The 11,852-nt window shown below is 30.4% G+C and carries 11 protein-coding genes and 2 tRNA genes; 8 read left to right on the forward strand and 5 right to left on the reverse strand.

Annotated elements, in window-relative coordinates; translation table 11 throughout:
- Nucleotides 1-10 precede the first annotated feature (10 nt).
- The gene (gene salC, locus FBF10_RS03950; RefSeq protein ID WP_002853648.1) at nucleotides 11-826 is read right to left on the reverse strand and encodes a peptidylprolyl isomerase SalC; all 816 of its coding nucleotides are present in this window, start codon (nucleotides 824-826) and stop codon (nucleotides 11-13) included.
- Between the two features lie 64 nt (nucleotides 827-890).
- On the opposite strand from salC, the gene gltX reads away from it, so the two are divergent.
- Genes gltX through FBF10_RS03970 form a run of 4 tightly spaced genes read left to right on the forward strand, consistent with a single transcriptional unit; the run spans nucleotide 891 to nucleotide 4,819 of the window.
- Nucleotides 891-2,282, forward strand: a complete 1,392-nt coding sequence (gltX, locus tag FBF10_RS03955) for a glutamate--tRNA ligase (RefSeq protein WP_002859331.1) — start codon at nucleotides 891-893, stop codon at nucleotides 2,280-2,282.
- Nucleotide 2,283: 1 nt separating this feature from the next.
- On the forward strand, nucleotides 2,284-3,519 hold the full coding sequence (locus FBF10_RS03960) for a malic enzyme-like NAD(P)-binding protein (RefSeq protein WP_002859330.1): 1,236 nt from the start codon (nucleotides 2,284-2,286) through the stop codon (nucleotides 3,517-3,519).
- Nucleotides 3,516-4,142: a uracil phosphoribosyltransferase gene (gene upp, locus FBF10_RS03965; protein ID WP_002887902.1), complete on the forward strand. Its 627-nt coding sequence runs from the start codon at nucleotides 3,516-3,518 to the stop codon at nucleotides 4,140-4,142. The genes FBF10_RS03960 and upp overlap by 4 nt, the downstream gene beginning before the upstream one ends.
- Nucleotides 4,143-4,147: 5 nt before the next feature.
- Nucleotides 4,148-4,819, forward strand: coding sequence for a menaquinone biosynthetic enzyme MqnA/MqnD family protein (locus tag FBF10_RS03970; protein WP_002859328.1), 672 nt, complete (start codon nucleotides 4,148-4,150; stop codon nucleotides 4,817-4,819).
- Here the strand turns inward: FBF10_RS03970 and FBF10_RS03975 are convergent.
- Together FBF10_RS03975 and FBF10_RS03980 are read right to left on the reverse strand one after the other, a co-directional pair.
- Nucleotides 4,816-5,466: a TrkA family potassium uptake protein gene (locus FBF10_RS03975; RefSeq protein WP_002853664.1), complete on the reverse strand. Its 651-nt coding sequence runs from the start codon at nucleotides 5,464-5,466 to the stop codon at nucleotides 4,816-4,818. The genes FBF10_RS03970 and FBF10_RS03975 overlap by 4 nt on opposite strands.
- Nucleotides 5,467-5,476: 10 nt before the next feature.
- Nucleotides 5,477-6,820, reverse strand: a complete 1,344-nt coding sequence (locus tag FBF10_RS03980) for a TrkH family potassium uptake protein (protein ID WP_020247070.1) — start codon at nucleotides 6,818-6,820, stop codon at nucleotides 5,477-5,479.
- A 154-nt stretch (nucleotides 6,821-6,974) separates the two neighbouring features.
- On the opposite strand from FBF10_RS03980, the gene FBF10_RS03985 reads away from it, so the two are divergent.
- A tRNA-Phe gene (locus FBF10_RS03985) sits at nucleotides 6,975-7,050 on the forward strand.
- 108 nt (nucleotides 7,051-7,158) lie between these two features.
- Here FBF10_RS03985 and FBF10_RS03990 read toward each other — a convergent pair.
- Both FBF10_RS03990 and FBF10_RS03995 read right to left on the reverse strand, forming a co-directional pair.
- Nucleotides 7,159-7,235: transfer RNA gene (locus FBF10_RS03990), tRNA-Ile, on the reverse strand.
- A 53-nt stretch (nucleotides 7,236-7,288) separates the two neighbouring features.
- Entirely contained in the window at nucleotides 7,289-8,389 is a 1,101-nt protein-coding gene (locus tag FBF10_RS03995) for an FtsW/RodA/SpoVE family cell cycle protein (protein ID WP_002887899.1), read from the reverse strand.
- A 77-nt stretch (nucleotides 8,390-8,466) separates the two neighbouring features.
- Here FBF10_RS03995 and FBF10_RS04000 point away from each other — a divergent pair, with 77 nt between their 5' ends.
- Genes FBF10_RS04000 through trmB form a run of 3 tightly spaced genes read left to right on the forward strand, consistent with a single transcriptional unit; the run spans nucleotide 8,467 to nucleotide 11,793 of the window.
- A complete protein-coding gene (locus FBF10_RS04000; protein WP_002858282.1) occupies nucleotides 8,467-9,435 on the forward strand; it encodes an RluA family pseudouridine synthase in 969 nt (322 codons plus the stop codon).
- A complete protein-coding gene (locus tag FBF10_RS04005; protein WP_075912963.1) occupies nucleotides 9,380-10,615 on the forward strand; it encodes a fibronectin type III domain-containing protein in 1,236 nt (411 codons plus the stop codon). The genes FBF10_RS04000 and FBF10_RS04005 overlap by 56 nt, the downstream gene beginning before the upstream one ends.
- Entirely contained in the window at nucleotides 10,615-11,793 is a 1,179-nt protein-coding gene (gene trmB, locus FBF10_RS04010) for a tRNA (guanosine(46)-N7)-methyltransferase TrmB (protein WP_002887891.1), read from the forward strand. The genes FBF10_RS04005 and trmB overlap by 1 nt, the downstream gene beginning before the upstream one ends.
- Nucleotides 11,794-11,852: the final 59 nt, after the last annotated feature.

The raw sequence follows: 11,852 nt of genomic DNA on the forward strand, positions 1-11,852 counted from the left end.
ATTGTAATTTTTATCTTAAATATTCTATATTGATTTTAGAGCGGAGTTTATCAAAATAATCCTGTATGAAATTTTGTCTTTGTTCGCTTACATAAGCGTTTAAAACTTCATTTTTAACTTGTTCATATTCAGGAGTTTGTGCCCCATCTTTGCTTTTAACTTCATAGAGTTCATAGCCATTTTTTCCATTTAAAACAGGGGAAAAGCCTCCAACAGGAATTTGTGATAAAAGCCCTAAAAGTCTTGGATCGGCATTACTTGTGTTTAAAGATGCATTTTGTGGTTTAAGGATTGTTTTTTTTGTATTTTTGATATTTTCTAAAGTTTGAGGATTGTTTGATAGATAAATATTTGCATTAATTTGTGTATAAAAAGTGAATTTATCTTTATTTTGTTCGAAAAATTTTTTTGCTCCATCATCACTAAAATCAGTTTTTGCCATACTTGCGATTTTTTCATAAAGCTTTCTTTTTTCTAAATCTTTTTTAAAATTTGCACGAAATTGTTCATAGCTTTGATTTTTGGATTTTAAATTTGCTTTGAAAGCATTTAAAGTCGTTTTGTTTTGAGCAAGCATTTTATTTATAGCATCATCAAGCTCTAGATCATTGACTACAATACCTAGTTGTTTCATTTGTGAAATTTCCATTTTTTCATTGATGAGTACGCCTAAAGCTTTATTTCTATCAATTTTAAGCGCTTTCATAGTTTGATCTATATCATAAGTTGTGATAGGCTCTTTATCTACAACTACAGCTATAGCATTAATGGTATTTGCACTAGCTAAACTTGCAAAAAATGCAAAACTTAATAAAATTTTTTTCATTTCAAACCTTTATTTAAGTATAAATATCGCATTATATCAATAAAAATTTAAGAAAAGGCAAAAAATGCACGAAAAACTTACAACGCGTTTTGCTCCAAGCCCAACAGGGTATTTGCACATAGGTGGACTTAGAACAGCTCTTTATAATTATTTATACGCTAGAAAAAATGGTGGAAATTTTTTACTTCGTATTGAAGATACGGATTTAAAAAGAAATTCCAAAGAAGCTACTAAAGCAATTATTGAAGCTTTTAAATGGTGCGGTTTAGAACATGATGGAGAAGTAACTTACCAATCAGAGCGTTTTGATCTTTATAAAGAATATGTTAAAAAGCTTTTAGATGAAAGTAAAGCGTATTATTGTTATATGAGTAAAGAAGAATTAGAAGAATTGCGCGCCAAGCAAGAAGCTGCCAAAGAGCGCCCAAGATATGATGGAAGATATAGAGAATTTACAGGCACGCCACCTCAGGGTATAGAGCCTGTTGTGCGTATTAAAGCACCTCAAAGCGGTGAGATTGTTTTTGAAGATGGGGTTAAAGGCGAGGTGAGATTTAAAGCAGAGGATATAATGGATGATTTTATCATTGCAAGAAGTGATGGAACTCCAACTTATAATTTTACTGTTGTTATTGATGATGCTTTAATGGGGGTAAGTGATGTGATTCGCGGAGATGATCATCTTTCAAATACTCCTAAACAAATTGTGCTTTATGAGGCATTGGGTTTTAAAATTCCTAAATTTTTTCATGTGGCTATGATACATGGAGAAGATGGTAAAAAGCTTTCAAAAAGACATGGGGCAACTGATGTTATGGAATACAAAGAAATGGGAATTTTACCTCAAGCTTTGCTTAATTTTCTTGTGCGTTTAGGTTGGAGCCATGGTGATGATGAGGTTTTTTCATTAGAAGATTTGAAAAAACTTTTTGACCCTTATCATATTAATAAAAGCGCATCTTGTTATAATGCTAAAAAGCTTGAATGGCTTAACGCTCATTATATTAAAACTTTGCCTTTTGAAGAGATTAACCGTCAGCTTAAGGATCTTGGCTTTGATTTATCTGTTTATGAAAAGGCAGGATTTTTACTTGATTTATTAAGAGAGCGTGCAAAAACCTTGCATGATATTATCAATGGTGCAAAAAGTATAGTTAATGCGCCGCAAAATTATGATGAAAATGCAGTACAAAAATTTATTAACAAAAATAATTTAGAATTGCTCCAAGCATTTGCTAATACACTTAAAGATCAAAAAACAGGTAAAGATTTTGAAGATTTTACAAATGATTTTTTAGAAAAAAAAGAAGCAAAGTTAAAAGATTTGGCTCAGCCTATACGCATAGCTTTAACAGGGAGTGCGGTAAGTCCTAGTATTTTTGAAGTATTAGAATTTTTAGAGGTTGATGAGTGCAAAAAAAGAATAGAAAATTTTTTAAAAGTTAGAGGAAAATAAAATGAATTTAAAAGAAGAAGCTTTAAAATACCATTTAGGTGGGAAAATTGATATTGTACCAAGTAAGCCAATGGCTACAAGCCATGATCTATCTTTGGCGTATAGCCCAGGAGTTGCAGAACCTTGCCTTGAAATCGCTAAAGATAATGAGCTTGCTTATACTTATACAAATAAGGCTAATTTAGTAGCTATAGTTAGTGATGGTTCTGCTGTTTTAGGACTTGGAAACATAGGAGCACAGGCTTCAAAACCTGTTATGGAAGGTAAGGCTTGTTTGTTTAAAAAATTTGCAAATGTCAATGCTTATGATATAGAAATTGATGTTCATAGTATAGAAGAGATTGTAAATTTTTGCAAGTCTTTGGCTCCAACTGTGGGCGGGATCAATTTAGAAGATATTGCTGCGCCAAAATGTTTTGAAATTGAAGCGGCTTTGCAAGATTTAGGAATTCCTGTAATGCATGATGATCAACATGGAACGGCTATTATTTCAACTGCGGGACTTATGAATGCTATGGAAATAAGTGGTAAAAAATTTAAAGACATCAAAGTAGTTGTAAGTGGTGCAGGTGCCGCAGGTATAGCAAGTGCTAAAATGTATAGAAATTTAGGGGTCGAAAATATTATTTTAGTAGATAGCAAAGGAGTGATTTCTAAAGATAGAAATGATTTAACTCCTCAAAAGCTTGAATTTGCTGTTGATTCTAAGGAAAAGACTTTAAAAGAAGTTTTAAAAGGAGCTGATGTTTTCCTAGGACTTAGTGCACCAAAAATTCTTGATGATGAAATGGTTTTAAGCATGGCAAAAGATCCTGTGATTTTTGCTTTGGCAAATCCTATTCCTGAAGTGATGCCTGAAGATGTAGCTAGACTTAGAAAAGATGCGATTGTAGGAACAGGAAGAAGTGATTATCCAAATCAAATCAATAATGTTTTAGGTTTTCCTTTTATTTTCCGTGGGGCTTTAGATGTGCGTGCAAGTAAAATCACTGAAAATATGAAAGTAGCGGCTGCTAAAGCATTAGCAGATCTTGCAAAACTTCCTGTAAGCGATGCGGTTAAAAAAGCTTATAATTTAAGCACTTTAGAATTTGGAAGAGATTATGTTATACCAAAACCTTTTGATGAAAGAGTAAAAGCTGCAGTAAGTACAGCTGTAGCAGCAGCTGCGGTAAAAGATGGTGTGGCTAAGGTGAAAAATTTTGATGAGAAAGCTTATTTTGAAAGCTTAAAATGAAAAATATTCATTGTATCAATCATCCATTGATCGAACATAAATTAGGAATTTTAAGGGCTAAAGAGACAAAGCCCTTTCAATTTCGTATGTTAATCGATGAAATTTCATCTTTTTTGCTTTTTGAAGCGAGTAAAGATTTTTCTTTAAAAGAAATTGAAATTTCAACACCTATACAAAAAACTATAGTAAAAAAACTTGATGAAAAGATTATGATTTGTCCTATTTTAAGAGCTGCATTAGGAATGCTTGAAAGTGTTTTTAAGATGATTCCTGATGCAAGTGTTGGGTTTTTGGGGTTTGTGAGAAATGAAGAAACTTTAAAGGCGGATTTTTATTTTCAAAAACTTCCCAAAGATGCAAAAAAACGCACTGCTATTGTTATAGATCCTATGTTTTCTACAGGTGGGACTGCTATAGATGCTTGTAATTTTTTAAAAAGCCAAGGAGTTAAAAAAATAAAATTTATATCCATACTTGTTGCTCCACAAGGTTTGAAAAAATTTAGCCAAATGCATGATGATGTAGAAGTTTTTGTGGCTTGTATTGATGAAGGTTTAAATGAAAAAGGTTATATTATCCCAGGGCTTGGAGATGCAGGAGATAGAGTGTTTAACACTCTTTAAAAGAGATGATTTTTGGAAAAATTGATTATATTAATCTTTTACCTTTACATATATATCTTAAGAAATATCCCCTACCTAATGGTTATAAAGCAAGTATGGAGTATAAAAAAGGAGTTCCAAGTAAGCTAAATAAAGATTTATTTTATAGAAGAATTGATGCAGCTATCATTTCAAGCATAGAAAGTGCTAGAAAAAAATATAAAAATTTAGATTTGGGTATTTGTGCTAATAAAAGAGTTTTAAGTGTATTAGTAGAAAAAAATACATCAAATGCCAAAGATCCAAGTTCAGCAACTTCAAACGCTCTGGCTAAAGTATTAAAACAAGATGGAAAAGTAATTATAGGTGATAAGGCTTTAAAGCTTTATCTAAAAGATCCTTCTAAATATATCGATTTATGTGCAAAATGGCACGAAAAAACAGGATCGCCTTTTGTTTTTGCTAGATTTTCTTGTGTGCAAAAAAAAGCTTTATATAAACAAATTTTGAAAAAATTTCCAAAAACAAAGATTAAAATTCCTTATTATATACTGCAAAATTATGCCAAAACAAGGGATTTAGATATAAAAGATGTTAGATATTATTTAGATGAAGTTATATATCATAAAATTTCTACCAAAGAAAAAACAGCCTTAAAGCGTTTTGTAAAGGCTTGTAAGGCTTTAAATCTTGCTTAGTGTTCAAATTCTCTAAGTTCTTTAACTGTTCCAAGGAGTATTACAACATCTCCACTATAAACTGTCGTGGTTTCTAAATCAGGTAGTATTTCCCAGTCGCTATTTAATTTTTTATAAGAAATCACTTTCATATTTTGTGCTACATGTTTTAAAGAATTTCCTGCTAATTTTTCATCTATATTGATCTTAATAGCTCGTATAGTATTTGCTGAAAGATCAAAAACTTCATAATCAGCATCTTTAGTTAAAAATTCTTTTACTAGTCTTTTAGCACTTTCTTTTTCAGGATAAATAACCTTTGTTGCACCTAACTTAGAAAGAATTTGACCATGGATATTAGAGGTTGCTTTAGCAATGATATTTTTAACACCTATATCTTTAAGCGCCATAAGAGTAAGGATTGATTTTTCAACATTTTCTCCTATGCTAACAATAACAACTTCAACATCATGAAAGCCTGCTTCTTTTAGGGCTGAAATATTTGTAGAATCTAAAATATAAGCATAGCTTGGAGGATTTTGTATACTTTTTAAAGCTTCCTCATCTTTATCCGCAACGATAACAGTATGACCTCCAGCAATGAGTTCATCTGCTACAACTGATCCAAATTTTCCAAGTCCTATGATTCCATAATTAAGATTTTTCACGATTTTACCTTTATAAATTAACCTTTCCTTCAGGGAATTTTAAATGAATAGCTTTGTCTTGTTTGAATACCGAGAGTAAAAAAGCAAAAACACCTATCCTACCACTTAGCATCATAATGATGATAATCACCTTGCTAGGATCACTAAACAAAGCGCATAAAGATAAAGTTCCACCATTTCCTACTGAAATTCCTACGGTTGCAAAAGCCGAAGAAGTTTCAAAAAGCAAGGCTATAAAATCAAATTTTGACTCTAGCAAGGAAAGCAAAATAACAGCTATTACTATATAAACAGCTGAACCTACAGCTATAATAAAAGCTTTAGATATAGTTTCTCTTGGAATTTCATGTCCAAAAATTCTAACTCTTCCATCGCGGATACTCCAATAAGCATAGAGCAATAAAACCATTACAGTTGTTACTTTCATACCCCCAGCTGTTCCACCTGGTGCACCACCAATAACCATAAACAATGATCCAAAAAATAAGCTTGCATCATGCAAATGTCCCATATCTAAGGTATTAAATCCTGCTGTGCGGTAATTAATAGCGATAAAATATGAGCTTAAAATTTTATCAAAAAATGAAAAATGTCCTATAGTTTGAGGATTTGAGTATTCAAAAGCAAAAATAATAAGCGTTGAAGAGAAAATAAGAAGAATACTTGCAACAACAACCATTTTTGTATGTAGGCTTAAATTTTGCAATTTTTTTCTTTGAAAAAAGTATAATTCAACCAAAACAAAATATCCAAGCCCTCCAATAATAATCAAAGAAGTGATAATAAGATTAATTGCTATATCATGTTTATAAGCTATAAGTCCATGTTCAAATATAGTAAATCCAGAATTATTAAAAGCGCTAATAGAATGAAAAATTCCAAACCATAAAGCTTTCTTAAAATTCATTTCAAGGGTAAAACGCATGGTGAGAAGTATAGCACCTATCAATTCTATAGTAAAAATGAACAGCAAAACCTTTTTAAAAAATTTAAATAAACCATCCATTGATGGATAAAATAAAGACTCTTTTAGTAAATTTCTTGCACTAAAACCAACTTTTTTGCGTATGAGTATATAAACAAATAAACCTATACCCATATATCCCAAGCCTCCAATTTGCACCAAAGCTAAGATAATAATTTGTCCTGCTAAGGTAAAATCAACCGCAGTGTTCTTAACTACTAATCCTGTCATACTAACAGCAGATGTGCTTGTAAAAAAGGCATCTAAAAAATCAATAGGAGTTGTATGTGCCCAGCTTGAATGTAGCAATAAAGCCCCAAACAATGCAATAATAATATAACCAGCTAGTAAAATTTTAAAAGTTCGTCTATCTAGTCCAAATTGTTTCAAAAAATTTCCATTTGATAATGATCTAAAGCGGGTATTCTATCTTATTAAAACTTTAAGGGAAATAAAATTTTATTTTTGTATTTAAACTTAAATTAAAGAAAAAAAGATACAATTACATTTTTACTTTATCAAACTTTACTTTATCAAACATTGTGGTTGGATAGCTCAGTCGGTAGAGCAGCAGACTGAAAATCTGCGTGTCGGCAGTTCGATTCTGCCTCTAACCACCACTTTATCTTTCAAAAAATCACATCACATACTTTTTTTATATAAGATTGAAATATTTAAAGAACTAAAAGTTATTTTTTAAAGAAAGAGTCTATAGCTTATATGTAGAATGGTGGATTTAGCAGGACTCGAACCTGCGACCAACCGGTTATGAGCCGGTTGCTCTAACCAACTGAGCTATAAATCCGCCTAAGTTGAATTAAAAGATAAAATTATATCTTATTAATGCTTAAAAATATTTTATTTAGCCTTTATATCCGTCCAAAAATATCTAAAAGTGATTAAATGCTGTAAAATTCCAAAAAAAATCATAAAAATAGTAAAAGAACTTCCACCATAACTAAAAAAAGGCAAAGGGATCCCAACTACTGGTGCAAAACCTATAGTCATTGAAATATTTACTGCCGCATAAATAAAAATAAATAATGCAACACAATTAATAGCAACTCTAGCAAAATAATCATCTTTAAGTTTATAATTTAAACTAAGTAGATGAAAAATAAGTAAAATATAAAATATAATTAATGTCAATCCCCCAATAAATCCAAATCTTTCTATCATGTAAGCGAAAATAAAATCACTAGTTGAAATAGGTAAAAATTTAAAATGAGTTTGCGTAGCTTCATCTTGAGATTTTCCAGTTAAACCACCATTTCCAATAGCTATCATTGATTGGGTTACTTGATAACTTGGTTTTTCTGAAATAAAATCATGAATTCTTTGCTTTTGGTAGGGTTTTAAAAGATGTGTATAAATAATAGGAGAGCTAACACTTATAGCTATAACAATACTTAACCAAATTTTATAATGAACTCCCATGATAAAAAGCACTCCAAAACCAACAAGTAGTAAAACCATAGCACTTCCTAAATCAGGTTCTTTTGCAATTAGCAAAAAAGGCAAGATGATGTAAAAGCTAAGTTTGATGAATTGTTTAAGTTTGTATCCATTTTTTGGAGGAGGATTTTGATAAATAAGATAGGCAAGCATTAAAATAAAACTAGGTTTAAAAATTTCAGAAGGTTGTATAGTAAAGTGAGTAAAAGGAATTTCAAGCCATCTTTTAGCACCTAATTTTTCAACCCCAAAAATATCTACGCTTAGTAATAAAAAAATATTAATCCAATAAGCAACAGGAATAATCCAAATAAATTTCCTTATGGGAAAGAAGAAAAAAACCATAAAAGCAAACAATCCCACACAGGCATAAACAAACTGTTTTTCTGCTAAAAAAGGATTAGCTTCAAAGATCAAGAAAAATGAAATAAGAATTATGGGTAAAAATAAAATGGGTTGCATATAGTCAAAATGAGTTAAAATTCTTCTATCTAATCTAAACAAAATTTGCCTTCAGTTGGTAATATAAAGCTATAATTATAAACTAAAATTTTAAATTTATCAAAACCTCTAAGGAAAAAATGCAAACTTTTTTAGTAGATGAAAATTCAAGGCTTGATGTATTTTTGGCTAAAAAATTAAACCAAAGTCGCAATCAAGTTGCTTTACTTATAGAAAAAGATTGTGTACAGGTTAATGATAAAATTCAAGATAAAAATTCATTTAAGCTTAAAAATGGTGATATTATTTCTATTGCAAGTTTAAAGCTTTGCAATGAGATAAAACCTCAGTTTGAAGTGGATTTTGATATTGATGTGTTATACGAAGATGAAGACTTGCTTGTTTTAAATAAACCTTCAAATTTAGTCGTTCATGGAGCAAGTAGCGTTAAAAATGCCACTTTAGTGGATTGGTTAATAGAAAAAAAATATACTTTATCAAATTTAGGAGGAGAGATAAGAGCTGGTCTTGTCCATAGATTAGATAAAGATACAAGCGGAGCTATACTAATAGCGAAAAATAATTTCACCCATCAAAAATTAAGTGAACAGCTTGCAGATAAAAGCATGGGAAGAATTTACCTTGCGTTAATTGATTTGCCACTAAAAGAAGATAAAATTATAGTAGAAAAATTTTTAATGCGTTCGCCTTCTAATGCTATTAAAAAAATAGCCATAGATAAGGAAAATAAATTCAGTAAAAACGCAAAATCAGCTTTTATAAATGTAGTAAAAACTGAAAATTTAACTTTGATGGCTGCTAAGCTTTTTACAGGAAGAACTCATCAAATTAGAGCGCATTTGGCTAGTTTAAATCGCTATATTTTAGGTGATAGTTTGTATGGTTATAAGGGTAAGTATGATTGTAGGATAATGTTACATGCTTATTTTTTGTATTTTATCCATCCAAAAACCAAAGAACAAATTTTTGTTAAAGCACCTTTGATGGAAGATTTTAAAAATATTATGTTTGAACAAATTAATTTAGGAGAGAATGATGAAAAGATTTCGCTTGAGTTTTTACTTGAGTTTTTTAACTCTTTTGCTTAGCGCTTGTAGTGTTTCGCAAATGAATTCGCTAGCTTCAAGTAAAGAGCCTGCTGTAAATGAAAGCTTGCCAAAGGTTGAAAGTTTAAAAAGTCTTAGTGATATGAGTAATATTGCTTTTGAATGGGAGCCTTTATATAATGAAAATATTAAAGGATTTTATTTGTATCGTTCTAGTGATGAAAATCCTGATTTTAAACTTGTAGGCACTATTAAAGATAAGTTTCAAACCCATTATGTAGATACTAAATTAGAGCCTGGTACTAAGTATCGTTATATGATGAAAAGCTTTAATGAGCAAGGACAAATTTCAGAAGATGGCAAGGTTATAGAAGTGAGCACAGCTCCAAGACTTGAAGCTGTTCCTTTTGTTCAAGCTGTGACTAATTTGCCTAATCGTATTAAACTTATTTGGCGTCCGCATCCTGATTTTAGGGTTGATTCTTATATTATTGAAAGAACCAAAGGTGATGATAAAGAATTTAAAAAAATTGCAGAAGTAAAAAATCGTTTAAACGCTGAATACATCGATAGTGATTTAAAACCTAATGAAAATTCAAGTTATAGAATTATTGCTGTGAGTTTTAATGGGATAAAGAGTGAGCCAAGTCAAGTTGTAAGTTCTACAAGCAAGGCTTTACCTCCTCAAGTTGAGCATTTAAGTGCTAGTACAGATGGTTCTAATAAAATCATTTTAACTTGGGATGCTCCTGCATATAAAGATTTTTCTTATTATAAAGTTTATTCTACGAGCTCAAGTTTCCTTCCTTTTAATGTTTTGGCAAAGACTGATAAAAATTCTTATGAGGATATAGTAGAAGGAGCAGGTAAAAGCAAGTATTATAAAGTAACAATGGTCGATAAAGATGGTCTTGAAAGTCCTATGCCAAAAGATGGTGTAGAAGGTAAAACTTTAGGCAACCCTTTGGCTCCTAGTATTATTTTGACCCAAAGCACAAGTGAAGGGATAAATTTAGAATGGAGTGATAATGATACTAGAGCTGTTGAGTATGAAATAAGACGCTATGGTGGGGAGCAAAATGCAGTTTTTAAAGGCATTAAAGAAAAGCGATTAAAAGATGTAAAAGCTTTACCAGGGGTGGAATATAGTTATGAAGTTATTGCTATTGATTCAGCTGGACTTCGTTCAGAACCTTCAAGCAAAGTTAAGGCGGCTCAGTAGTGCCAAATTTTAAAAGTAAAAAGATCAAAGAAATAAATCTGCCTTATAGTAAGGATGATGTTGAATTTCTTTGGCTTGCTAAGAATGATAATGTTAGTCTTATTTATACAAAGGTTCAAGAAGAGAGTTTTTTTCTGCAGATTAAAAAAGCACAAAATGATTTTGTGATTAAAGGCGACAAACATACAAAACCTTCTAAAATAGGTTATTTGCAAAAGGCTTTAAAAATCTTTAAAGAAGGTTTTTGTGAGGATATTATCAATGAAGCTTTTGGACTTAAAAACAATGCTTTAATTGAAAAAACACCATTTATCGTTGATAATTTTGATGAGCTTTTGTCTAAGCTTCAAGGTAAAATTTATATAGAAATAGGCTTTGGATCAGGAAGACATTTGCTTTATCAAGCAAAAGAAAATCCAAATGTTTTAATTTTAGGGGTGGAAATTTACAACCCAGCTTTAACTCAAGTGGCTAAACTTGCTAAAGCACAAAATGTAAATAATATTTTGCTAATCCAAAGTGATGCGAGATTGTTATTGAGTGTATTAAAATCAAAATCAGTTGAAAAGATTTTTCTACATTTTCCTGTTCCTTGGGACAAAAAGCCTCATAGGCGAGTTATTGGGAAAGATTTTTGCAAAGAATGTGCTAGGGTTTTAACCCAAAATGGTCGTTTTGAACTTAGAACAGATAGTTTTGAGTATTTTAATTTTACTCTAGAACAATTTTTGACTTTTCCTGTTCCAAAATTTAGTCTTAGAAAAAATGAAAATTTAGAAATTTCAAGCAAATATGAAGATAGATGGAAAAAGCAAGAAAAAAATATATATGATCTTTGGGTGTGGAATTTTAATCAAGAGTGTAGAAACTATGAGTTAAATGAATTTAATCTCTCATCGGTTGAATTTTCTAAAGAAGATTTGAAAAAAATAGAGCAGAACTTTAAAAATATTACTATAAAAAAAGATGATTTTTTCTTGCATTTTGAAAGCATCTACAAACAAGATGAGAATTTGCTTTTAAAGGTTGCTTTTGGAGCTTTTAATAAGCCTGAACATTGTTATTTACATCTTGATAAAACGATCGATTTTGCTTTTAAAGAACCATTTAAAATTCAAGAAAATATTAAAGCGATAAATGAATTAAAAGAAATTTTAAAAGTTCAGTTTAAAATATAATTTTTCTTGAAAATTAAGCAAAAATAAAGCATAATTTAAAAATTTAAAAAGGGAAATTA

The sequence above is a fragment of the Campylobacter sp. CFSAN093249 genome (genome assembly GCF_011067895.1).
GTDB lineage: Bacteria > Campylobacterota > Campylobacteria > Campylobacterales > Campylobacteraceae > Campylobacter_D > Campylobacter_D jejuni.